Raw genomic sequence first — 25,416 nt, 5'->3', positions numbered from 1 at the left:
AGATTATCCTCGATAATGTTTTTATTTGTGAGCGCTCATATACCATCGTGGTAATATGGGTGCTTTTACTTTATCGCTCCTGGCAAGAATCCGGTTTAATTTTGAGAAGATGTCTGGTGTTTGGTACACTAAGCTGACACTGAAGCTTTAACTTGACCAAAACGGCGATCGCGATTTTGGTAGCTCAACAAAGCTTGATGAAATGCTTCTCTATTAAAATCTGGCCAAAGAATATCGGTGAAATACATTTCTGTATACGCCATTTGCCACAAAAGAAAATTACTCAATCGCATCTCACCGCTAGTACGAATCAGCAAATCGGGTTCTGGAGTATCTGCTGTATAGAGGTGTTGTTCTACAAGACTTTCATTCACCTGTTCCGCACTGAGTTCGCCCTGTTGCACGAGTTGAGCTACTTGACGACAAACTCTGGTAATTTCGTTGCGGCTACCGTAGTTAACTGCAACAGTAAAGTGAATTGCTTGATTGTTCAATGTCTCTGTCATTGAACGTTCCATTTCCGTTTGTAGAGACTTGGGTAAAGCTGATAAATCTCCAATAAAGGAGATTCGCACTCCTTCTTGATGCATCTGAGCCAACTCGCGGTGTAGTAATCGCTCAAACAAATGCATCAGAAAATCTACTTCTTCAACGGGACGCTGCCAATTTTCTGTTGAGAAAGCATAGGCTGTCAACGCTTTGACTCCCCAATCCTTGCAGCAACGCAATAGTTCTTTAAGCGTTTTTGCTCCTTGGCGATGTCCAGCGATGCGCGGTAATCCTCGACTGGTTGCCCATCGTCCGTTACCATCCATAATGACGGCGATATGTTGGGGTATTTTTTGCGGGTTTAAATCGGTGGGTAATTTTGTCATTTGTTCTTTGTGATGTTGTTATTACTGATGATTTATTTCAAATAAATCTTGCAAATATTTTGGTGTAAGGGTGTTGTTCCAACTCCACAGGCGATGCATTGTGTAAGTGAAGGTGAAGAGGAGAGTTGTTTTGTTGGTTAATGACCAAGCATTCCAGTTGAGTGTACCCATCATGCGGCGGAGAGTACGCATGAGGTTGTTACGCTGATAGTTTGGCGATCGCGTTTTAATCAGGGTGCGTCCAATTCGCATCAACCCAGTATCAGGGAAAGCCCAGACTCCAAACCCCCAGAATTTGGTCATGTGGTTGATTTCATCCTGCGCTAATTCCTCTAGAACATCCTGGAGTGCGCCAGTGGTGTGAGCCATCAACCAAATATAAAGACAGGTTGCACCGTATTCTGTGGCAATGCGGTGTAAACCGTGGCGATATAAATCTTCGTGAGGGTCATCTGTGGGAAGATAGCTTCTAACAATCCGAAGTTTTGGGGTAATTTTCTCGCCTGTTAATTGGGTGTAGATTTTGATTAATGCAGGTGTGTGCTGACGTTCTTCCTTTTCCCACAAACCAAGTTCCAGTAGTTCGCCATTTTCACGGACAGTTCCACCAACAAACCGAGCCATCTGAGGATGCAATTTTTCTAAATACTGGCGACTGGTTTGGGTATAGCCGCGAATGGGAGCTTCTGTATCCATCGCACCTATTAATATAGATAGAAATACATTTGCGTCTAAGCCAATAATTTGATTGCGGTTAATTGTTTGCCAGTCGATGTGTTTCCAAGGACGCGGTTGAGGATTGACAAACTGTAGCGGTAAATCTTGTAGGCGATCGTGTAGTTTTTCGACTGCAATATATTTGTCTATAAGGGAACGAATGCGCTGCTGTGTTTGCAAGTAATGAGGACTAGGAGAGCTTTTATCTGCTAAGTCTTCTGCGAGTGGGCTGAGGGCGTTAAGCATATTTTTATACTTAATTTTTTATCTCTTTGCCCAATAGCCTAAGCGATCGCACTTCCTTTTGTCAGTCGGCTGAAGTCGGCAGTTTTATGCGATGGAGTTGGAAAAGTAGGCGAACAAGTCGGCTGATAGATGTATCTATTTTCACTTAAGTAACCTTACTTGGCGCACTATGCCAGGCGGTAACTCCACATTCATATTTAAGGGATATTTGCACGTATCTAAATAAGTAGAAATCCACTACACGCAGCATAGTTAACATTAGTATAGTATGTATGTATTGTATATAGGTTTATCAAGTATGAAGGTCTACGATATATACTCAAAACGCCAAAAAAAGCTTAGAGGGGAAGTTCCTGATCTTTATCACTATGATGACATCCCAAATAAGCTTCGTATACAGATAATTTATATTATTAATGATGCTATTGGTGATCCCGATAATCAGAAAAACTTAGATAGCTTCCAAAATATTCACAATACTCTATGCCGTGAATATGGCAAATTTTCGCTACAAGAATCGAGAAAAGGTTATATGGCTGATGTTTTGGCCTTTATGTTAAAAACCGATGATATAGAGCAGGTTCTTGATGTAATAGAATTAATATTTAATTTTATTCATAATCCCTATAGGGAAGATATTTACTATATAAGGTATCATCCAAAAATTTCACCTACTGACGCAAGTAATGAATTGAATATTAGGTTTAGGGAACATGGGGTAGGCTATCAGTATGAGTCAGGCGAAATTATCAGAATTGATTCTCAGATTATCCACGCTGAGGCAGTTAAGCCAGTTCTGCTTTTGCTAAGTGATACAAGATTTAAAGGAGCAAATGAGGAATTTTTGAAAGCACACGAACATTATCGGCACGGACGATACAAGGAATGCCTTGTTGAATGCCTTAAAGCTTTCGAGAGTACTATGAAAACTATTTGTGATATTCAAGGTTGGACTTATCAACCTGGAGATACAGCGAAAAATCTGATTAATCTTTGCTTTCAGAATAATCTGATTCCTACTTACTTACAAACCCAAGTTACCTCACTTAAATCCAGTCTTGAAAGTGGAGTTCCTACTATGAGAAATAAAAATGCAGGTCATGGTCAAGGTTCTCAGCCACTTACTGTCCCACAACACTTTGCTGCTTACCAGCTTCACATGACGGCAAGCACAATTCTATTTTTGCTAGAAGCAGAGAAGGCGCTACCTTAAATTTAATACTTTACTTATTCTGATAGTTCCCCAAATTGCTGACGATAACGTTCAAGTTGTTGTTGCGCTAGCTCCAACTGTTCTTCTAGTGTTTGATAGCGCTTTCCTTGTTGGTCATACCAATACAAAACCTGATGCTGGATATTACCAGATACGTATTGCCCTCTACCAATTCCCAAACCAATTTCTGGCATCCAAAAGGGTTCACCAATTTGCAATTGATAACTACCATCTACTAAGCGATAAACTTCAAAAGGTTGGTGGCGATCGCGTTGCCAATACTCTGGATTATAAATAATGTAATATAGTACACCTAACTTGGCATAAGTGTCTAATTTTTTGTCGTATTCTCCACCCGGAGTTAAGGAGACAATTTCTAAAGCCAGGATAGGCACAATGTTGTTTTCTTCCCAAACAACATAGCTTTTACGAGATTTACCTTCCTTGCGGCGTTCTACACCTAAGCTCAAAAATCCGTCGGGTACAATTGGCACAAGTGGACTAACCCCTGTGGTATGGTAAACGCCCATATCCACACTGAAAAACCAGTCATTACGGTTTGCCCAAATGTATTGCAGTAAGAAGAGAAGCAGGTTAGGAATAAAGTTCTGGTCTTCGTTATCCACAGGGGTATCGTCTGAACAAGGAAGTTCAGCACTGCTAGGCAATTGGCGGGGGTCTGATTTCACCATAAGTAATGATGGTGCTGGAATGACCTAATGATTTGTATTTTATTAGATGAGAAAGCTTTATTCGGAAAAGTCGGGAAAAAAGTCGGGTTTACAGAATCTTATCCGAAAACTCCAGCAACATAACTGTAAAGTAATTTATAGTTGTCCCTAAAATCTGAACTATCCTTGTCGTTACACAATGGACGCTGAAGCAGCATTAGCATGGTTAGATGCCATAATTCCCCCTCAGACTGGGGAACGGTTGAGCGATTTGCAAAAAGTGATTCTTGTGCAAGTTTGGTTGGGTAGAAAATACTTGGATATCGCTCATGCTTACGGTTGTACGGAAGGACACGCCAAGGATACAGGTTCTCAGTTATGGAAGTTGCTTTCTAAAGTGTTGCGAGAAAAGATTACCAAAAGTAATTGTCGCGCTACTTTGGAGCGGGTTCTAAGAAAAACTACTGCGATATCATCAAGTCTGATCGATTACTCGCGATCGCCCCAACCTACCCCAAAACTAGAGGATACCAATTTTATTGGACGAACAGAAGCGATCGCTCACCTGAATACTTTGGTAAATCAAGGCTCGAAAGTGATTGTCATTCAAGGTGAGGGAGGCTTAGGCAAAACTACTCTAGCGCAGCAATATCTCCATCAGGGGTTTGATTTGGTTTTGGAACTGCTGATGGCGAAGGAAACGCAGAATATCACCCCCGCTGAACGAGTTGTAGAGGAATGGCTTAAACAAGATTTTGACGAAGAACCTGGGGTAGAATTTGGGGTAACTTTGGCGCGACTCAAGCGCCAACTCCACAATCGGCGAATTGGGGTGTTAATTGATAATCTCGAACCTGCATTAGATCGACAAGGTGCGTTAATTGCTTCTCACCGCAACTATGTAGAACTATTGCGTGTTTTAACTGATGCCAGGGTGCAATCTGTTACATTGATTACTAGCCGCGATCGCCTTTGTGAACCTGGGTTGAATGTGAATCACTATCGGCTTCCTGGTTTAGATGAAAGCGCATGGCAACAGTTTTTTAGCAACCGTGGGTTAACTATCAACTCGCCAACCTTGCAAATCATGCATCGCACTTATGGCGGTAATGCTAAAGCAATGGGAATTCTCTGCGGTTCAATTCAGGAGGATTTTGATGGTGATATGGCTCTTTATTGGCAAGAAAATCATGCCGATCCGTTAGCCGCAACCGACTTAAAAAATTTGGCGGTTAGTCAAATCAATCGTTTGCAAACTCTTGACCCTCAAGCATATCGCTTACTTTGCCGTTTGGGATGTTATCGTTACCAAGATATACCCACCATTTCATCATCAGGATTGTTTTGTTTACTGTGGGATGTTCCAGCCGATCAACATCGCCAAATCATCGCCTCCTTGAGAAATCGGTCTTTGGTGGAGTGTGAAAAAGGCGAATATTGGCTGCATCCGGTGATTCGGAAAGAAGCGATCGCACGTTTACGCCTCACCGATGAATGGCAAATTGCCAACCACAAAGCCGCAGAATTTTGGACAATTAGTGTTCAACAAATTGAAACCTTTAAAGATGCTTTGCAAGCTCTAGAAGCATATTATCATTACATAGAAGTTCATGAATTTGAGTTGGCGGGTAAGGTCATTTTAAAAAGCCGAAATAATCAATGGCAGCAGTTTTTACCTCTTGGTAGCACATTGTATCGGATGGGTTTAATTCAACCGATACTTGCGGCAATTGAGCGAGTTGTTAACAATCTAGAAGATGACCAAAATCTCAGCGAACTTTATAATATATTAGGCGATTTGTATTGGATAACAGGTAAAATTAGTCAAGCGATCGCTTGTCAAGAAAAGACTATTACACTCGCAACCCAAGCACTCAAATCACTTATACCTCAGCCAGAAAACAAACATACAGTTTACTATCTGAGGATGTTAGAGGTAGATTCTTTATTAAGTATTGGTCTGTACAAAATAGATTTGTGGGAACTAGAGGCAGCCGCAAAGTTATTTCAACAGGTAATTTATTTAGCTCAAAATACCGAGCATCATCGCTGGGCAGAGAAAGCTTCAGTTTGTTTAGCTTTGGTGTATTCTTATTTAGGTTTGCGCGATCTCTCATATCAATTAGCAGATGTAGCGTATCAAAATATTACGAACGAAAAACTGATAGAACAGACTGGTAGATTTGTCTATTTTATGCAAATTTTAGGTCAAACCTACGTCAATTTAGGCGAATTTTCTCAGGCAAATCAGATATTCCACCAAGCTTTGACTTTTGCTGAAGAAAGTCACTATATGCAGGTAAAAGCAAAAACACTCAATGGTTTAGCAGAAATCCATCGGCAACAAACAGATTTTGCATTAGCTATTGCGAATCATACAGAAGCAATCGAACTTTTGGATAAAATAGGCGCTAAATGCGATCTGGCTGAAGCTTATTTTCAATTGGGTTTAACTAATCAAAGGATGTCAAAATCTGATGAAAGTCAAATAAATTTTGATCGAGCAATTCAGCTATTTACTGAAATTAAAGCACCAAAACAAGTTGAAAAAGTTTTAAAGTGTGCTACTCATATCTGTGTCACCAGTCGGAGATTGGAAATGATGTAAAATCTTTGGTTTAGAAACGGTTCTGCAAACAAATCAAAGTAAATAATTAAAAGTTGACTTAAGGACTTGGTGCAGTCCATTGAGAAGTGGTTTGATCGTACTTACCTTTTATGGTTGCAGCGCGAGGACGAGCTGCTGCTAAAGCCGCTAGCTCATCATCTTCCGAGGTATAGTCTCCAAAATCTACACCTAATAAACCACCATTACCTAAAATCCCGATACTCTTCAAATGATCCTCAATATTATCTAAATCAAGAATGTCAGAGTCATCATTACTTAAAGTTCCCATCCACATAATCCAAATATCTTTTTCTATTTGATCGACTCCAGGTTTAGTAGGATCGTAAGCCAAAATAGAATTACCAAAGGCACTCATCGCAGTTGCTTTTTGTCTCAATTCGCTAAAGACACTTGCCATTCCATTAATGCGATCGTTCATGGCATTAGTTGCTGTTAGTATATCTGCTGGCGAATATGACGATGCACCACCAGCAATTTGTACCCTGATTTCTGCAATTAATCGCTCAAGAATAACAGTATTTTTATGTAAGTTTGCTAATACTTTATTGGTTTGCAATGCACCACGATACATTGATGCAACGTGTTGCCAAATATTACTTCGCAGCATATCCGGTGAAAGGCCACTAGGTTGTAAATCACTGCCTCGTGTTGTGATAGCATCTGATACAGCAAGAGCTACTGCTGAAGAGGCAGCTCCTTGTAAAAATGAAGAACCAGCTGCTGTACCTGCATCAGCGAGGGTGAGAGCAAACCATCCAGCAGCGGTAGAAGGAGCAATATAGGCGGCGGCAAGACCTGCTAAAACACCCGTTCCTATTCCTAAAAATATTCCTCTCCAAAGAGTTTGATTTTGTGCTTCTGCTCTTCCTTGACCAATTACTCTTGAGTAATTGCTGTAAGCCATATCGTAATTTATGGAGAAAATTCTTAATTTTGTACTGATTAAATCAGTATTTGCTACAGATAAATCCACATAAATACTACCTAAATTATGACAAGCATCAATTAATCTTGCATTGGCTTCCGTCAGTGGCAGTTTTGTCGAAAGTTCTGTAACTACTGAGTTTTTTGGCGCTCTCTGCAACACATCTCTCTGCAATACTCGACCTTTCTGTTGTACTACATGAGTCAACTGATTATTTACTGGCGATTTCCTTTGCCCAAAGTAAACATCGAGAGGTTTAGTTTGCACTTCTTCCTCTTGAGTCTGTTCTTCTGCTGTCATCTGCGTTTGCATCGCAGTATTAGGCATTGACATGACTCGATTAGCCAACTGGTCTCCTGGTTCTCCAACCGTCAGTTTTGCTTGTGGACGACGCAACGCTATGCTACTAATGTCGTGAACAGGCTTTTTTTTGATAGCTTGTGATTCCCAGGATTGTTCGCCAGTAGACTGAGCTGCTTGCAGGTCGGTTGATACTTCAGAGGATGCTTGGATTGGAGCTTTATTTGCGATGTCAAAGCCACGCACTGGATTCGCCAGCGTTGGAGTTGTTGCTGAGAGCAGCGACGGATTTGAAGTGGATATACCTGCTTTCTTGGGTTTAAATATGCGTAGGCATAGCCCGTCGTAGACATCGCTCATCTCACATCCTCAATGCATATTTTTGAATCAAATTATACAATTTGTTTAGTGGCGATCGCTATCGACTTAAGTAGAAATTATTCTTTGCCAGCAGTGGCTCTGTGCGATCGAGATTTATAATTCTAGAAAGCTGGGGCGATCGCTTTTGCAGGTGAATGAATTGGGTTAAGTTAGATTTATCTTGTCAAAATAGAAATTATTATGTCTTCTGCTCAAGATTTAGGAATAATTTTAGAAGACACACCAGAAGATGTTATATTTCCTCCTGGTGATTTGTACAGTGATGAACCACCTTTGGAAACAGAACTTCACTTACGGCAAATACTGCTGTTGATTCAGTGTTTGGAATGGTTGTGGCAGGAGCGTCAAGATTTCTACGCTTGCGGTAACATGACGATTTATTACAGTCCGCGTCAACGCAAGTCTGAGCAATTTAGAGGTCCCGATTTCTTTGTAGTTTTAAATACCCAACGCAAAACACGCAAAAGCTGGGTAGTTTGGGAAGAAGATGGCAAATACCCAAATGCGATTGTAGAGATTCTTTCTGACAAAACAGCTGCTACTGATAGAGGGTTGAAAAAGGAAATCTATCAAGATATTTGGCGGACTCCTGATTATTTTTGGTTTGACCCGGTAAGTTTAGAATTTAAAGGATTTCATCTATTAGATGGTCGTTATCAAGAACTGCAAGCAAATGAAGCAGACTGGTTATGGAGTCAGCAATTGCAGTTATATTTGGGAGTTTATCAATCGAAGTTGCGCTTTTTCACTGCCGATGGACAACTAACGCCCACGCCAGAAGAAGTAGCACACCAAGAACAGCAACAGCGTCAACAAGCTGAACAGCAACGCGAACAAGCCGAGCAACAACTTGCCCAAATGGAGTCCATGCTTGCTCGCTATCGGGAAAGATTTGGTGAATTACCAGAGTAATACCAATTCAAAATTCAAAATTCAAAAGTAAATTATGGATGGAGAAGAGTTGAGAAGAAGATATGCTGCTGGGGAAAGAGATTTTAGCGGTCTCAATCTCAGTGGTATTAATATCAGCGGCTCCGAACCAATGGAAGATGTTTTTATTAATATTGACTTGAGTGGAATCAATTTGAGTGGAGCCAACTTGACTGATACTATCTTGGCTGGTGCTGATCTCACTGATGCCAATTTGAGTAACGCCAATCTGACTAGTGCCAACTTGGGTCAGTGCAAATTGATTCGTGCTAATTTGAGTGGAGCCAATTTGACTAAAGCTTGCTTGGATGTTGTTGAATTCATGGATACTGACATGAGTGGTGCTGAATTGCGATCCGCTTCTATCACCCAAACTTGGCTGGGTAACACCAATATGAATGGTGCCAAGCATGTGAGTAATGTTGACTGGACTGGTACTCGCGTCAGAGGTCTTGTTTTGGAGGATGGAAGTGTCCTCAACGACGATCACGACTGGTGACACCATTGTTAGTTGAGAATTCGCCAACAGGGACGCATTCAATCCTAAATTTTGAAAATCAGTAACATCCATTTCAAAATTGCAAAATTACATCCATCCGCCAACTTCCGCATCAGTCAAGGGTTTTTCCAACTTACTATATTCTGTTTGAGCCGCCCGCAATACGTGTTTCATCTGCACTGGTTCCCCAGCATCGGCAGCGAGGAAAGCGGCATTTAAAGCGATGTTACGGATATTACCCCCAGCAACATTGAGCCGTGCTAATTGCAGAGCATCTAAATCTGCGGTTGGGGTTTCGGCTGGAAACACACGCCGCCAAATTTCGGCTCGTTGCATAGTATCAGGGAAGGGAAACTGCACCACAAAGCGAATCCGCCGCAGAAAGGCTGTATCAATTGCACTCTTCAAGTTAGTAGTCAATACTGCTAAACCTGGGTAGCTTTCCATCCGTTGCAATAAATAGCTAACTTCAATATTGGCATAGCGATCGCGCGCATCTTTAACTTCACTCCGTTTACCAAATAAAGCGTCAGCTTCATCAAATAACAAAATCACTCCACCTTGTTCTGCGGCATCAAATACCCGGCGCAAATTCTTCTCTGTCTCACCAATATATTTGCTGACTACCGATGATAGGTCAATCCGATAGAGGTCGAGGCGTAATTTCTGGGCAAGTACTTCTGCTCCCAAAGTTTTACCAGTGCCGCTACTACCTGCAAATAAAGCGCTGATTCCCAATCCCCTAGCACTCTTGCCCCCAAAACCCCAATTGTTATATACAGTACTACGTTGCCGTACATGAGCCGCAATTTCCCGGAGAACTTGTTTCTGTGCCTCTGGCAATACTAAGTCTTCCCAATCGCCAGATGGCTCAATCCGTTGGGCAAGTTCATCTAGGCGCGGACGTGCTTGCACGCGGCAGGCATCCCATAAAATGCTAGTGATATCGGTTTCTGGTGTTTGTGCTAATTGTCCTGCGGCTTCTGCACAAGCAGCACGAATGGTTGCTGCACTAAGGTTAAACTGATCCACTAAGGTTTTGACTTGCCCATTCATTTGCGATGCGCTTGCCCCTAATGCATCTTGCCAAACTGCACCTTGTTCTTTACTAGTTGGTTGATGTACGTCAAAATTAACTATTAGGCGTTGTGATAAACCGATGCGTTCTTGACTCGTAACTATTAAAAAGCCCTTCGTGCGTTCGATGAAACGAGCGATCGCATTCACCCGCGCTGTATCATTAGTATCCAGTTCGTTGCAGTCTATCAGTAAGGCACTCTTACTTAAAATTGTCTCGCGAGTCCACAGGCGGATGAGATTATCCAACTCGCTAGGTGCTAGAGGAATCACTTGTGCAGGCATTATCCACAAGCTTAAACCCTGAAGTTGACAAATTGCGGCGGCAATGGCACGTTTACTGGCAACTTCACCACTAGATAACTGGACAATTGGGAGACTATTAACCTTGGAAGCTTGCGCCCAAACTGCTGCTACTCGCTCTGCCAAATCTTGGTGCGAGGGAACTAAATCGCTAACCTCTGGTAATGGCTCAATGATACCAGCTAGCCGTTCGTCAAGATATTGAATACCTGTGAGATAATGTAAAATCCGCTCGTCAATTCTCAAGGGACTAAGAGTTAGGGCATGACCATCACCAATTTGAATTAACCGCCAATAACGTAAGGGAGCATTTGGAGCGATCGCATCCCAGTGGACATCGGGTAAAGCTGCCAAAGCTAAACCCAAAGTTGGGTAAGCTCGTTGTGAATCACCGTGAACTATGGCACACAATTTGGCAAAATCTCCATTTAATTCCATACCTGCACACAACAGCAACAGATCGCGTTCAAAGGATGAGAGGCGAAACATTTTGCAGACTCTCTCCAATGCCGATGGTGCAGGCATAGCAGCAGCGGCTTCCTGTAACGTTTGCTGTAAATGGTCTTGGTTATTCTCTTCAGGTTGATTTTGCTCTTTTGCCGTGTGATTTTCTAAAATACCACGCACCACGGCGAGAGCTGCTGATAGGTAGCGGTAGTTTGCCTCATCCCAATTGTGATTAATTGTCGTAGCATTCATAAAATTGTCACCTGTGGCGAATCATATTCCCCTAAATGATTCTTTTGCAATGGACTTTCAGCGCCATCTACCCGCGCCCGGACAATATAAGTTCCTGGTTTCACATTTTTGACCGGAATTGCGATCGCATCAGTGTCTTGGGTAAGTGGTGCAGCCAAGAAAGAGTAAGCTACTGGATTATCACCTGATACTTCATTGAGTAGCAAAACTACCCGCTGTGCCTTACCGACTTTGGGTTGGAATTTAACAGTAATTTCTGCTGCGCGTAAATTCTCACCGCTATTTTCTACTTTATTGACAAATGCTGTAATTGTTGGATGTAAGACAAAAGCCGCAACGTTTGATTCAATTAAATGATTCGTTTGCCCTGCATTTCCCATTGTTAGATGTACAACTTGGACACCCTGTATACTTGCGTATAAATCTGGCGGGACTAACAAACTGATTTGCGTTTCTTTTACTTCTTGAGGTACTAGTAATGTTTCCGTATTACCGAAACGAACTCGTGTGATCTCACCGCGTAACCGTTTACCACGAATTACTAATGTTGTACCTGTAACAATCATTTGTTCAGTCTTGGCCGGAGCTATAACTTGCTCTATATTCGGTTGAGACAAGGGCATCATGTAAAAATTTTCAGACTTATCATTGCTACTCTCAATCAATACCATTGATGCCAAATAGGTAGCTGAAGGTCGATAGTGTGTTTGTAAAGCAGACCATAACTTAGAAGTTTCTTCCATGTTAAAAAACTCTGGAGTCAATTTGATCTGCCCAATTTGTTCAGCTAAGGCAGATACAGACACACTTGCTACAGCTTGCGAAAAAGCACTTGAGGTATTGGTGGTAGATGCATTTATCAAAGTATTTTCAATAATATCAGATGTGATAGCTGGTGTTTTGTGTAATAAATGCATTGCATAGCCGAGTAAAAGCTCCGCCTGGAAATCCTTGGCTCCGTAGGCTGTGAGTAAGTAGTGCAGGTCAAGAGCTAGTGGTGGAGTTGGAGAGCGTGGGTTTCCATTAATAGGTGAGTGCCTGCTCCGAAATTCTTGAGATACCCAATCGACATTGCGATTTTGCGTCACTTGATAGAGAAAAAGGTTGATTTGGGCACGCTCGTCAGCTTCAACTGAAATTCGATCGGGCGGTAGGGCAGTTACAATCACATCACCAACACTAGCAGCGATCGGATCGCTGACTAAACCATTTTCCAGCAAGACTTTTAGTACTGCTGTCACTGCGGCTATAGAGAGCACATTACTCATCCTGATTCCTCATGGCAATAGCACATATTAATCATGTACGCCACAGCACATTAATAGAATATATTTTGCAAAACTTTAAGTCCTGTTGTAGCCAAGACTATCAGCACGACAGACAAAAGCACGGTGTCAACTATTAGTACAGTATGGCGTAAATCCACCTAGCATCTCAATTTAAAATACTCGGCAACGATCAAAATCAGCTTGTTAACAGTAGGCAAATTTCCACTTAAAGCTACCTGACCTACTTGAACAGTCGGACTTTTAAAACATCCTTTTAATTAAGACTTTAAATAATTAAAACTAAAGTGCCTATGACTACTAACCCCGTTCCTAAAATAATCTTCCAGCTTAAAGTTTCTCCCAAGAAAATAACTGAAAACAATAAAACTAATACCAAGCTTGATTTATCAATTGGTGCGACAAGTGAAGCTTTTCCTACTTGTAAGGCTTGGAAATAAAAAATCCATGATAACCCTGTCGATAATCCAGATAATAATAAGAAAATCATGGTTTTTTGGGATATAGCTAAGATATTAACTACGTTTCCCTGAAAAAATACAATCCCCCAAGCAACTACTAAGATGACAACAGTTCGGATTGCTGTTGCTAAATTAGCATTCACATTTTCTATCCCAATTTTGGCAAAGATAGTTGTCAATGCTGCAAAGCCAGCTGACAATAATGCATATATCCACCATGTTGTGGTGTTGCTTTCCATCTTAGCCTCCTGATTTGCTAGTCAAAATTAGCAGTGTAATTTAATCAGAGTGTTAAATTCAATTACTTGTCTGTCAAGTTTGACTTGCTAGGTTCGTAGTTTGCGCTCTACAGTTTCACTCTTTTAGTCACTCAGTACTACTGAAGCAGACGATTCTCGTCGAACTTGCGCTAACTTAATATCAGGAACAAATTTCAACTGCTATTAAGTCTAAAGTTTAAACATTTTATCAAAATTATCACATTACTTTAAGTTACTAATATGTTAAGCTGAGTATAATTAGATAAGTACTAGTAGTATATATTACTAATATTCATCTAAGTTATGAAGCAATCATATTTGTAATACTAGTATTATCTCTGAATAAAGTTAACATTTTAAAGTAACTAGGATGGGTTGCCCCAGATGAAATCCCCACCTTCTTCAAATTCTTGGAATGGTCGCTTCGTAGGTGATAACCAGCGATACCGTTTAGACAGACGGTTAGGCGGGGGTGGCATGGGAGAAGTCTTCCTAGCAACGGACACCCGTGTTGGTCAGCAGGTAGCGTTGAAGTTGCTCAAAGATACGCTAGTGGCATCACTCGAAATGAGAAAGCGTTTCGAGCGGGAGGTGGCAGTTTGTGCTGCTTTGCAAAGCGACCATATTGTTAAGATTAGTGACTGTGGTGTAACCCCGGAAGGTTTTCCATTTTACGTCATGGAATATTTGCGGGGGCAAACGCTTAGACAATTACTGCTGCGCGAAAAGCGGCTGTCTGTTGAGCGGACGGTGAAGATTATGGCGCAAGTTTGTAAGGGTTTACAGCTTGCCCATCAAGGAGTGACTCTCCAACGGGATGGCGGCAAAACCAGTGAACATATTCAAGTAGTTCACCGCGACCTGAAGCCAGATAATATATTTCTAATGTCAACAGATTTGGGAGAGTGGGTGAAGGTTTTGGATTTTGGTGTTGCCAAAATTCGGAGTGAATCTTCAGAAAATTCCAATATTACAAATATAACTAGTACATTTATCGGTACATTTCGTTACGCACCTCCTGAACAAATCCAAAGCGATCGCAACCTGGATGCTAGAGGTGATATTTACAGCTTAGGGATTATCCTTTATGAAATGCTGAGTGCAGCCGATCCCTTTGGAATCAGCATTAAGGGTAGTCATATCAGTGAGGCTTCTTGGGTATTAGCTCATGCTTATGAGCCACCGAAACCACTGCGCGAACAACCAGGGTGTGAGCATTTACCCGTACAATTAGAAGCCGTGGTGATGAAATGCCTCCATAAGAACCCAGCTAACCGATTTGCAACGGTAGAAGAACTGAATCAGGCTTTGCAAGCTGCTGCCAAATTTGCCACAGAATCTAGCGTACCCGAACTAATGACTGGGCGATCGCAACCTTCTTCAAATCAAGGCTCAAATCACGAAACTGTTCCCAGACAATCGAACGACGATACCGTTATTCGCCCTCCATCTGGTTTCAATCAAGGCTCAAATCACGAAACTGTTCCCAGACAATCGAACGACGATACCGTTATTCGTCCTCCATCGGGTTTTAATCAAGGTTCAAATCACGAAACTGTTCCCAGACAATCGAACGACGATACTGTGATTCGTCCTCCATCTGGTTTCAATCAAGGCTCAAATCACGAAACTGTTCCCAGACCATTTAACCCAGTTGAACAAAATTCACAAAGTCCTGGGAATAATCTGAACGCCAGCAAACCTGATGTGACGTTATATCAACCACGACCAGGAGCTAATCAAGGCGGGCAACAAGTACCACCCGATAAGACGTTGTTTCAACCGCGACCAGGAGCTAATCAAGGCGGTCAACAAGTGCCACCAGACAAGACGTTGTTTCAACCCCGACCGGGATCTAATCAAAGTGGGCAACAAGTGTCACCGGATAAGACTTTGTTTCAGCCGCGACCAGTATCTAATCAAAGTAGACCACCAGTGCAAGCAGACGTGACGTTGTATCAGCCACGACCTGCGTCTAATCAACGCCGACCACAAGCGCGAACGGATGACACTATTTACCAACCAAGGCTAAGTGAGCAGCTAACTACGAGAATTACTCCCAATTTCTTGCGAATTGTAGGGGTGGTGTTGGCTATTGGGCTGACTTTAGCAGTAGTAACCTATATATATACTCAATTACAATCTGGTAAACAGCCAAGCAACCAGCAAAATTTACCTAATAGCGATCAGCGCATTTAGAACTAATCAGCATTGCTGTGCCCTATAATTCATCCCAAACCACAGGAAAGGAATAATCTGAAAATGGCGAGAAATTACGATTTTCGCTGCGGGTTTCTTCATCTAGAACTTTGACAACTTTGTTATAAATATCTTGTGCTTGTTGTGGGGAATCACCAATACTGGTTAATCCCACCTTGCCAAACTGCGAAAGGCAGCCCATAAGATGAAACACTGTACCCGTTTCTGTACCGCTGTCAAAGTGCAGTCTGTGGTGAGCAATGATATCCATTAAATCATTAGGCAATAATCCCTGATAGCGCTCTTTTTGCAGATTATCAGTGGCAATGTAATATTTTGGACGACCTTGCTGACTATAAAATAAACCCGTGGAAAGGTCATAGCGACCGTTCGTTAATAATTTCAGGGTCATGAATGGATGCGTTGTACCGCCTTTACGCAGGTTAATTTCGATCGCCTGAATATCCCACTCTCCATTACCCTTGTCAACGGCGATAAAATCTACACCAAACCGCTCTAAAGTGCCTTTATCTGCTAGCTTTCTGCCAACTTGAAGTCCCAATTGCTGTAATTGCAATCGATATGTTTCATCAGCAGGAAAGCTGCAACCAAGATAAATCTGACCGTCTGGGCCTCCGAGAATTTGGTCGTGAGTTGAAAGGATTTCCACTTCGCCTTGGGGTGTAATCCGTCCTTGAACGCTGGGCGATCGCTTAATTTCCCCTTCCACAAATGCTTCGGTAATTGCCCCTAATTCCGGGATTCTTCCCGAAAAATTATCCCATGTCTCAAGTTTTGCTTGAAAGCGCATCGTTGAGAAGCGATCGCTAATTGCAGCTACCCTTTCGGCATGAGTACCAGTGTTTGGTGCTAAATTCTCAATCGGTCTAAGATCCAACAATGCATTCCCCTCTCCAGAAATGCCCTCGTTGAGTTTTACTACTACTCGTTTTAATGTTGGTTGGCGTTCCCACAAATCAACAGTAGCTTCTGCCAAATCTGTGGGGTTCCAAACTTTTTCGCTGCCATCTGGATGCGGTACTCCGCTTTCCTTGAAAATTTGCCGACTACCACTTTTTGTTCCCCAAATCTGTAAATCTGGTGCAGCAGCATACAATGGTACACCTAATTTTAAAGACAATTCGCCTTCCCAGTGCGAAGAGTTGTAGCAGATCATAAATGATTTGTCTAGCCTCAAAGATTTCTGAATCCGCTCTAGCAGACGGGGACGTTCTAAAATCTTTTGACTCAGAGGCTTAAGAGAGGAATCGTAAGTAGAAAGTAACAGCAAGCGATTGCGAGCATGAGAAAAAGGGATACCTGGCAATAGCTGCAAATAATAATCAATGATACTTGGATGCAGGGGTACTGATGTTACATAAATCAGGCGAGTTTGGGGATTCCGCAACCGAATTAAAGAAAATAGTAATCTTTCTTCATAATGTTCGCAGCCTTCGATCTTTTGGAGTTCGCGCTGGTCGAGACTCAAGGAGGGAATAATTAAAATATCCGCTTCGCTATTGTCAAATAGTTCGCTCGTTTTCCAGCGATCGCGCAGGGTTAATTGTAAGTGGCGAAACTTTTCAACCTGTTCTAACTCGGAAATATTTAATGTTGCCATAACCCATGCCCTCTAATGATCTCAATGTAGCGCACCACGCACCCTTTTGGACGATGTATAGTCGCCGTGTCAAGATTCAGGTAGTTTTGTAAAAAATTTCTGGAAGTCCGCAAGGTTTGATCAAACTATAGCAACCCGCAAATCGCCGACTTCTTTAATTCTTTTCCCTCTTAAGGTTGAGTTAATTGCTGTTTACTTTACCTCTAGGGGGCGATAAAGTACAGCAATATAATAGTTAACTTTAAAACAGATGAAAAAGATAAATTCTTCATCACATTAGAGTTGTGTACTTATTTTCATGGTCAGGCATGAGGATAAATAATGTAAGTTGCGTAGAGTTGCTGGAATAAGTAAGTTTGGCAAACATCCAGAATATAAATGCCTAAAATTGCAAATGGCTAGTGAGAGTCAAAGCAAAAAATAAACCTTGGGTTGAATTTTTCGTTTCGATCCAAGGTTTAGTTATGAAATAGGAGAAAGATGGAGTGTTAACTAATTCCCAATGCCCCTTTCTCAATGCCCCATTCAATATTCAATTACCAAGGTAAAACAGATGGCTAAATCAAAAGAACCAAAAGAGAAAAAAGAGCAAAAATTGCAACCGCCACAACAACAAGAAACACCAGGTGTTGAATCAGAAATGACACCAAAACCCAAAGCTGATGATGCTCAGTATCGGGGTAGTGGTAAGTTACAAGATAAAGTAGCATTGATTACGGGTGCAGATAGTGGGATTGGTCGTGCTGTTGCGATCGCATTTGCCAAAGAAGGTGCAGATGTGGCAATCCTTTACCTTAATGAACACGATGATGCCAAAGAAACAAAACATTTGGTAGAAAAACAAGGTCGTCGTGCAGTAACAATTGCAGGTGATATTGGCAATGAAACCTTTTGTCAGCAAGCCATACAACAAACAGTTGGTGAGTTTGGTAAACTCGATATTCTCGTCAACAACGCTGCTGAACAACATCCGAAAGAAAGTATTGAAGAAATCACCGAAGAGCAACTAGAGCGAACTTTCCGCACTAATATCTTCTCAATGTTTTTCATGACTAAGGCCGCACTCAAGTATTTGCAAGCGGGCAGTGCTATTATCAATACCACATCGGTAACAGCTTATAAAGGTAGTCCACAACTACTAGATTACTCCTCTACAAAAGGCGCGATCGTTGCTTTCACTCGCTCCTTATCAAAAAATTTGGTATCCAAAGGAATTCGCGTTAATGCTGTCGCACCAGGGCCAATTTGGACACCTTTAATTCCCTCAACTTTTCCTGAAGAGAAAGTTGAAACCTTTGGGAAACAAGTGCCAATGGAAAGAGCCGGACAACCAGAAGAAGTTGCTCCTAGCTACGTATATTTAGCTTCTGATGATGGTTCTTATGTCTCTGGACAAGTGTTACATGTCAATGGTGGAGATGTTGTGAATGGGTGAGTACAATAGTTAGGAGTTATGAGTGAGGAGTTAGAAATTAAGAGTTATAAATAATATATTTTAAACTTACAACTGTTAACTCCTAACTCTAAACTTATAACTCTTAACTGTTAACTCCTAACTCTTAACTCTACCTTCATGGTCATCCATTGGAGGGATGATCTAATGTTGAAATATTGATAACCTGTCTAACAGCGTACATTTAAGAAATAATAACTACGTTTATGGCATCTCTTACACCACTGAAAGGCACAGAACTAGTAGATTGTGCTAGAGCAAATGCCCAGCAAGGAATTGAAACTGCTGCTTATCAATGTGGCTATGGTCAAGACCTCAACACATTTGCCAGAGAACTTAGACAAGCTTGTGAAGAAATGAATTTACAAGTTAAGGAACTCAGCGGATTGATTACTGACCAGGACATGATCCTGCAATTGGGTACTGGTGAAATTGTTGCTCCAGATACAGAATCAGAATTGTAAAAGTTAAGTTAGTCATTTGTCTTTTGTCATTTGTAGTGTGTTATTCACTAATGACTAATACTTCGACTACGCTCAGTACAAGTGACTAATGACTAATGACTCTTTTCATAACTTTAAAATTACCCGCGCTAAATTGAAATAAATCAAAACACCTACAACATCAACTGCTGTGGTAATAAATGGTGCTGACATTAATGCCGGATCTAAACGAAGATAGCGAAATAGAAATGGTAGTGCTGAACCGGAGATCGAAGCCAAAATAGAAATAGCCACCAAACTAGTGCCTACAGCGATCGCTACTTCTAATCGTCCTTGCAGAAAATAAGCCCAGACAGTAGCGATCGTACCTAACATTCCTCCTAATAATGCCCCTGCGATCGCTTCCCGCCCGATTACCTGCAATGCACCAAGCGATCGGATTTCATCGGTATTCATCCCACGAATCACCACTGTGGAAGATTGAGCGCCTACATTACCCCCAGTACCAGTCAACAAGGGGATAAAGGCCGTCAGTGTGACAACTTTTGCTAAAATATCTTCTTGCGACTTAATAATTGTGCCTGTGACGGTATTGGTTATAAGTAAGACCAATAACCAGACAACCCGCTTCCGAGCAATTTCCAGCAAATTCATTTGAAAATAGTTGTCGCCCCCCGACTGCACACCACCACCCAAGGCATAGATATCTTCGGTGGTTTCTTGTTGCAAAATATCAATCACATCATCGACGGTGACAATACCTACTAAACGCTGTTCTCGATCTACCACAGGCACAGCCAGAAAGTCATATCTTTGGATTAATCTCGTGACTTCTTCCTGATCTGTATCAGTGTGGACGAATATCACATCACGCGTCATAATCTCGCCAATAATTTGCTCAGGCTGAGACGTTACTAATTCCCGCAACGATACAATCCCCGTCAAGCGCCTTGCCGCATCCATGACATAAAGATAATAAATCATCTCACTGGCATTAGCTAAGTTGCGAATTCGCTCTAGAGCTTGAGATACTGTAAAGTTTTCTTTCAGTGAGATTAACTCTAGCGTCATAATTCGTCCAGCTGTATCAGCTTCATAACCCAATAGTTGGGCTGTAGCTTGGCGTTCTGCTGGACTCAGTTGTTCTAGCAAGCGATTGACGACTTTTGCCGGTAATTCATCAAATAACCTAGCTCGGTCATCCGACGACATTTGATCGACAATATCGCGGACTTCCTGGCTTTTAAGTTCTTCAATTAACCGTTCTTGAACACTGTAGTCGAGATATTCATAAACTTCGATCGCCTCATCCTTAGAAAGCAAGCGAAAAGCCAAAGCGTGCATCGCTTCTGGCAAACCCTCAATCGCCTCGGCGATATCCGCAGGCTGCACGGGTACGAGAATAGATTTTGCTCCCTGCAAGTCTCCTGCTTCTAGGAGCATTTGTAGCTGAGTCCGCACTAAATCTCGCAATTCCCTGCGTGAGAGATTCTGGATGGTAGAGTTTAAATTGTTTGTCTCAGTCAAAGTCCACTTTCCTCAGCCAGTTTGAACAAGGTTGCTGCCCCTAGTCTAGGGGAAAGTGGGATGTGCAACGTCAAACTTGTAATTTTTCTGACTAGGAGTAGATTGAAAACTTTTGTAAATGAACGAAAGAGTAAGATTTCGGACGTTGACAATTCTTTGCGTTCAGCGATATCACGGTGTCTCGTTAGCGTAGCCTCTTGTAGAGAAGATAAACTTTGACATCCTCACCGACCTAAAGGCGCTCTTAAGAAGGAGTAATGAGTAATAAGTAACAAGTAATGAGTAAATACCCATTTTTCATCCACTATGAAACTCATTACTCCTTACTCATGACTTTAAAGCATTGCGTGAAGCCTTAGGATTCAGACCCAAATATGTGGTCACATAGCGATTTGCAGGATAATGCACCCATAACAAGGGTACTCAAAAAGTACGATTATTTCTGAATTCAGTAACTTGTGTTCCCTAGCTTAAATGCATGACTAGTCAGGCTCTTGCCAAGTTTTCTGTTCCACTAATTTTAGATTATTACTATATTTCTGCTGGTTCTGGTAATCAAGTAATAGTCAAGATGAAATATAGATAAATATTAATTTTTTAAATCTTTAAATATTACATTTTTTCTTTATCAATTTTTTATACAGTTAATAAATATGTAGATAAAACATATTAATTATCCGGTACTTTGGCAAATTTTATTTAAACATCATCAAAACTTTTATATTCCTTTAAAAAAGGATATATTAATGTGAATATTTAAACAAAGTTCCATAAACAAGATAGACATAACACCGCGCTCTATTGTCAAATATGTAGAAGTCAAAGAATACTTAAGTAATCTATGTAAAGTTATTGCATTTGACTAATTACGCATGTATTTGCTTTCTTGAGCATTGCTTGTCTGACGGAATATGCATCTGCACATTAGTGAAATTTAGAAGGTCTCAATAATTCAGTAATTTTTTGAAAGAAAACAAAGACTAATATCTTCCTCAACTAATTATTCATAATTAGCAATTACTGAATATATATTTATAGGTTAAATCAATCATTAGCTTATTAGTATGTTTATATCAAGCTTTATGATGCATTATTTGTTGAAATATTCAATGTAAAACTAATCCTGAAACATTAATCATGGCATCAAATCAAAACTTATCAACATCTGTAAGCCCAGTAATTACTACTAAATCATCTCTAGAAAGCATTGACCAGGGACAAACCAGCATTTCTGCTCGGTCTAGCCTAATCTCTCAAGGAGATGGACTAAAGGCAGAGTACTACGACAACATCGACTTCACCAATCTCAAGCAAACTCGCATAGATCCGACGGTGAACTTTAACTGGGGCGCTGGTTCTCCCGATCCGTCGATTGGTGTAGATACCTTCTCAGCGCGCTGGACAGGTCAGCTAGAAGCCAAGTACAGCGAAACTTATAACTTTTACACCACTAGTGATGATGGTGTGCGACTGTGGGTAAATGGTCAACAAATTATCAATAAGTTTGTCGATCAACCTGCCACACTATCTACCGGCTCAATCGCCCTGGTTGCAGGTCAAAAATACGATATTAAACTTGAGTACTACGAAAATAAATCCAATGCCGTTTCTCAACTGGCTTGGTCAAGCACTTCTCAGGCAAAGGAAATCATTCCTCAGTCCCAACTGTATAGTAATGTCAGCACACCTAGTAGTGGTAGTAGTGGCAACGGACTCAAAGGAGAGTACTACGACAACATCGACTTCACCAATCTCAAGCAAACTCGCATAGATCCGACGGTGAACTTTAACTGGGGCGCTGGTTCTCCCGATCCGTCGATTGGTGTAGATACCTTCTCAGCGCGCTGGACAGGTCAGCTAGAAGCCAAGTACAGCGAAACTTATAACTTTTACACCACTAGTGATGATGGTGTGCGACTGTGGGTAAATGGTCAACAAATTATCAATAAGTTTGTCGATCAACCTGCCACACTATCTACCGGCTCAATCGCCCTGGTTGCAGGTCAAAAATACGATATTAAACTTGAGTACTACGAAAATAAATCCAATGCCGTTTCTCAACTGGCTTGGTCAAGCACTTCTCAGGCAAAGGAAATCATTCCTCAGTCCCAACTGTATAGTAATGTCAGCACACTTAGTAGTGGCAATGGACTCAAAGGAGAGTACTACGACAACATCGACTTCACTAACCTAAAGGTAACTACTACAAATCCGACGGTGAACTTTAATTGGGGCGCTAATTCTCCCGCTCCGTCGATTGAAGCAGATACCTTCTCAGCGCGCTGGACAGGTCAGGTAGAAGCCAATTACAGCGAAACTTATAACTTTTACACCACTGCTGATGATGGTGTGCGACTGTGGGTGAATGGTCAACAAATCATCAATCAGTTTATCGATCAACCTGCCACCGAATCCAGTGGCTCGATCGCACTAGTTGCAGGTCAGAAGTACGATATTAAACTTGAGTACTACGAAAATAAAAACAATGCCGTTTCTCAACTGCGTTGGTCAAGCGCCTCTCAGGTGAAAGAAATCATTCCTCAGTCTCAACTTTATTCACCAGTTCTTCAGACCGCTATCACATTAGGATCGTCTTCGATGACTGTGAACGAAGGCAGTGATAGTGTTACCGTTAAAATACTTAGAACTGGAGATTTAAGTAGTACATCCTCAATCAAGTATGCAACTATAGCTAATACTGCCACAAAAGGAGTTGACTATGGGAGTGAAGGCATTGAAAGTGCTGGAACACTGACTTTTGCGGCGGGAGAAAGCAGCACGCAGGTATCCATTCCGATCAATGATGATTCCTCGATAGAAACAGATGAAACCTTTAATTTTGTCATCGATCAGGCAGAGGGGGCAACACTCGGAGTTCAAAGAACTCTCGCAATTACGATTCAAGACAACGATCGCTCCGGACTCGATTTCAGTCAGCCAGTAGTTAATGAGGGTGACGGCACTGCTAAGGTGATAGTTACACGGGGCAATGCTTCAGTGGCTGCTAGCGTGAACTACATAACCCAAGATGGGACTGCTAAAGCTGGATCTGACTACCAGGCTGTATCTGGAAGCTTGAGTTTTGTAGTTGGACAAACCAGCAACACTATTGTTATCCCCATTCTTAATGACAGTATTGGGGAATCAAATGAAACATTTGCTTTGAAGTTCAGTAACGCAGTTGGAGTGCAGCTAACTAATCAAGAAACAAGTATCAGTATTATTGATAATGACTCTGGTAACTTTGCTTTAGATACGGTAGTTTCTGGTTTGAATCAACCCACAGCTTTTGAATGGGCACCTGATGGTAACAGCATGTTCATTGCCCAGAAAAATGGGGTAGTGCGAGTCACGAAAAACGGTACCTTATTAGCTACACCATTTACTGATATTCGCGGACAAGTAAATGATACGCGCGATCGCGGTCTGTTAGGCATTGCTGTACATCCAGATTTTGGCAAAAGTCCAAACGGCAACAACTATGTTTACCTGTTGTATACCTACGATCCACCAGAAACTAATACAAGCAATTCTAAGAACAATCCCAATAGCACATTAGACGATCCTGACCAGAATGGGAATCGGACTGCACGGCTAAGTCGCTTTACAGCCGACCCCAACACTAATTACACTACTGCGATCGCTGGCAGCGAAGTTGTACTACTCGGCACAAATGGTACTTGGGCGAATATTGTCAAGCCAGATGGAAATAGTACAAATGTCACACTTGGCTATGCACCATCAGGAATTCTCAACAGAGATACTGGTAAGCCGTTTACCAGCTTGCAGGATTATCTCAATAATCTCGATAAAGTCCAAAATGTCCAGAATTTTATAGCTAATGATAGTGAATCTCACTCAGTTGGTTCTGTGCGTTTTGGTACTGATGGCTCTCTGTTTGTGAGCTTAGGAGATGGTACTTCCTACAATGGAGTAGACCCCAGAGCAATTCGCGTCCAGGATAAGAATAATCTATCCGGCAAGATTCTGCGGATTGACCCGATTACTGGTAAAGGCTTATCAAGCAATCCTTTCTACAACGGTGACGCCAATAGCAATATTTCCAAAGTTTATGACTTGGGTCTGCGTAACCCCTTCCGTTTCACAATTGATAAAAAGACCAATACCCCTGTAATTGGCGATGTTGGCTTAGGTACTTACGAAGAGGTCAATATCGGAAAACCAGGAGCTAACTTTGGCTGGCCATTCTATGAAGGTGGCCTTGATGCAAATGGTAATGTCGTCAGTCTGAAACAACCAGTCTACGCTAATTTAGATGCAGCAAAAGCCTTCTATAATAGTGGCTCATCTGTTACAGAACCACTGTACACTTACAAGCATTCTGGTTCTAATTCGATCCTTGTGGGTGACTTTTACACAGGTAATACTTTCCCTTCAATCTATCAAGGTGCCTTATTCATTGGTGATTTCAGTCAAGGAACTATCGATGCTTTGATATTAGATAGTCAAGGTAAAGTTACCTCAGTTAAGCGGTTTGCTTCCACAGCAGACAGGCCTAATCTAGGACTGCCTACACAAATCACCACTGGTCCTGATGGTAATCTGTATTACGCAAACTTGATCGGAGGCGAGATCGATCGCTTCCGACCTGTTTAGAGATGACTTGAAGGAGGCAGAAGGCAGGAAATAAACTCTTGATGTCTGATTTTGACTCCTGTACTTTATACTTCATCTAGTTGA

17 protein-coding genes are annotated in these 25,416 nt (G+C 41.6%); 8 read left to right on the top strand and 9 right to left on the bottom strand.

Translation table 11 applies throughout. From position 1 onward, the window contains the following. Positions 1-128: 128 nt before the first annotated feature. Both RMX69_RS06835 and RMX69_RS06830 read right to left on the bottom strand, forming a co-directional pair. Entirely contained in the window at positions 129-875 is a 747-nt protein-coding gene (locus tag RMX69_RS06835; protein ID WP_322636974.1) for an isoprenyl transferase, read from the bottom strand. A 21-nt stretch (positions 876-896) separates the two neighbouring features. Continuing rightward, positions 897-1,838: a ferritin-like domain-containing protein gene (locus RMX69_RS06830; RefSeq protein ID WP_322636973.1), complete on the bottom strand. Its 942-nt coding sequence runs from the start codon at positions 1,836-1,838 to the stop codon at positions 897-899. A gap of 298 nt (positions 1,839-2,136) precedes the next feature. Between RMX69_RS06830 and RMX69_RS06825 the strand changes: the two genes are divergently transcribed. Then, positions 2,137-3,051 (top strand): STM4504/CBY_0614 family protein, encoded by a 915-nt coding sequence (locus RMX69_RS06825; protein ID WP_322636972.1) that lies wholly within the window; start codon positions 2,137-2,139, stop codon positions 3,049-3,051. Positions 3,052-3,065: 14 nt separating this feature from the next. Here the strand turns inward: RMX69_RS06825 and RMX69_RS06820 are convergent, their stop codons facing one another. Next, a complete protein-coding gene (locus tag RMX69_RS06820) occupies positions 3,066-3,743 on the bottom strand; it encodes a Uma2 family endonuclease (RefSeq protein WP_322636970.1) in 678 nt (225 codons plus the stop codon). 178 nt (positions 3,744-3,921) lie between these two features. Here RMX69_RS06820 and RMX69_RS06815 point away from each other — a divergent pair, with 178 nt between their 5' ends. Beyond that, entirely contained in the window at positions 3,922-6,330 is a 2,409-nt protein-coding gene (locus RMX69_RS06815; RefSeq protein WP_322636969.1) for a tetratricopeptide repeat protein, read from the top strand. Between the two features lie 58 nt (positions 6,331-6,388). On the opposite strand, the gene RMX69_RS06810 is transcribed toward RMX69_RS06815, so the two are convergent. Continuing rightward, on the bottom strand, positions 6,389-7,936 hold the full coding sequence (locus RMX69_RS06810) for a hypothetical protein (protein WP_322636967.1): 1,548 nt from the start codon (positions 7,934-7,936) through the stop codon (positions 6,389-6,391). 201 nt (positions 7,937-8,137) lie between these two features. Between RMX69_RS06810 and RMX69_RS06805 the strand changes: the two genes are divergently transcribed. Together RMX69_RS06805 and RMX69_RS06800 are read left to right on the top strand one after the other, a co-directional pair. Next, positions 8,138-8,869 carry a Uma2 family endonuclease gene (locus RMX69_RS06805; protein ID WP_322636966.1) on the top strand — a complete coding sequence of 244 codons (732 nt, stop codon included), beginning with the start codon at positions 8,138-8,140 and terminating at the stop codon, positions 8,867-8,869. 34 nt (positions 8,870-8,903) lie between these two features. Then, positions 8,904-9,386, top strand: a complete 483-nt coding sequence (locus RMX69_RS06800) for a pentapeptide repeat-containing protein (protein WP_289798452.1) — start codon at positions 8,904-8,906, stop codon at positions 9,384-9,386. Positions 9,387-9,473: 87 nt separating this feature from the next. Here RMX69_RS06800 and RMX69_RS06795 read toward each other — a convergent pair whose 3' ends face one another. The 3 genes from RMX69_RS06795 to RMX69_RS06785 all read right to left on the bottom strand — a co-directional run bounded on the left by RMX69_RS06795 (position 9,474) and on the right by RMX69_RS06785 (position 13,451). Continuing rightward, on the bottom strand, positions 9,474-11,465 hold the full coding sequence (locus RMX69_RS06795; protein ID WP_322636965.1) for an ATP-binding protein: 1,992 nt from the start codon (positions 11,463-11,465) through the stop codon (positions 9,474-9,476). Then, positions 11,462-12,733, bottom strand: a complete 1,272-nt coding sequence (locus tag RMX69_RS06790) for a DUF4255 domain-containing protein (RefSeq protein ID WP_322636964.1) — start codon at positions 12,731-12,733, stop codon at positions 11,462-11,464. Before RMX69_RS06790 ends, RMX69_RS06795 begins: the two co-directional genes overlap by 4 nt. A 286-nt stretch (positions 12,734-13,019) precedes the next feature. Next, positions 13,020-13,451 carry an EamA family transporter gene (locus RMX69_RS06785; RefSeq protein WP_094352699.1) on the bottom strand — a complete coding sequence of 144 codons (432 nt, stop codon included), beginning with the start codon at positions 13,449-13,451 and terminating at the stop codon, positions 13,020-13,022. Positions 13,452-13,856: 405 nt separating this feature from the next. Here RMX69_RS06785 and RMX69_RS06780 point away from each other — a divergent pair, with 405 nt between their 5' ends. Then, a complete protein-coding gene (locus RMX69_RS06780; protein WP_322636963.1) occupies positions 13,857-15,671 on the top strand; it encodes a protein kinase domain-containing protein in 1,815 nt (604 codons plus the stop codon). A gap of 22 nt (positions 15,672-15,693) precedes the next feature. On the opposite strand, the gene RMX69_RS06775 is transcribed toward RMX69_RS06780, so the two are convergent. Continuing rightward, positions 15,694-17,292 (bottom strand): peptide ligase PGM1-related protein, encoded by a 1,599-nt coding sequence (locus tag RMX69_RS06775; RefSeq protein ID WP_322636961.1) that lies wholly within the window; start codon positions 17,290-17,292, stop codon positions 15,694-15,696. Between the two features lie 553 nt (positions 17,293-17,845). Between RMX69_RS06775 and RMX69_RS06770 the strand changes: the two genes are divergently transcribed. Both RMX69_RS06770 and RMX69_RS06765 read left to right on the top strand, forming a co-directional pair. Then, positions 17,846-18,727, top strand: a complete 882-nt coding sequence (locus RMX69_RS06770; RefSeq protein WP_289798457.1) for an SDR family oxidoreductase — start codon at positions 17,846-17,848, stop codon at positions 18,725-18,727. A gap of 224 nt (positions 18,728-18,951) precedes the next feature. Then, positions 18,952-19,209: a hypothetical protein gene (locus RMX69_RS06765; RefSeq protein ID WP_289798458.1), complete on the top strand. Its 258-nt coding sequence runs from the start codon at positions 18,952-18,954 to the stop codon at positions 19,207-19,209. A 105-nt stretch (positions 19,210-19,314) separates the two neighbouring features. Here the strand turns inward: RMX69_RS06765 and mgtE are convergent, their stop codons facing one another. Further along, positions 19,315-20,715, bottom strand: coding sequence for a magnesium transporter (mgtE, locus tag RMX69_RS06760; RefSeq protein ID WP_289798459.1), 1,401 nt, complete (start codon positions 20,713-20,715; stop codon positions 19,315-19,317). 1,137 nt (positions 20,716-21,852) lie between these two features. Here mgtE and RMX69_RS06755 point away from each other — a divergent pair. After that, positions 21,853-25,332, top strand: coding sequence for a PA14 domain-containing protein (locus tag RMX69_RS06755; RefSeq protein ID WP_322636959.1), 3,480 nt, complete (start codon positions 21,853-21,855; stop codon positions 25,330-25,332). The last annotated feature ends 84 nt before the right edge of the window (positions 25,333-25,416 follow it).

The organism is Nostoc sp. EspVER01, from assembly GCF_034530635.1.
Classification (GTDB): domain Bacteria; phylum Cyanobacteriota; class Cyanobacteriia; order Cyanobacteriales; family Nostocaceae; genus Nostoc.
Note: the sequence above shows the minus strand (reverse complement) of the source record. Positions and strands in the feature narration are given on the sequence as shown.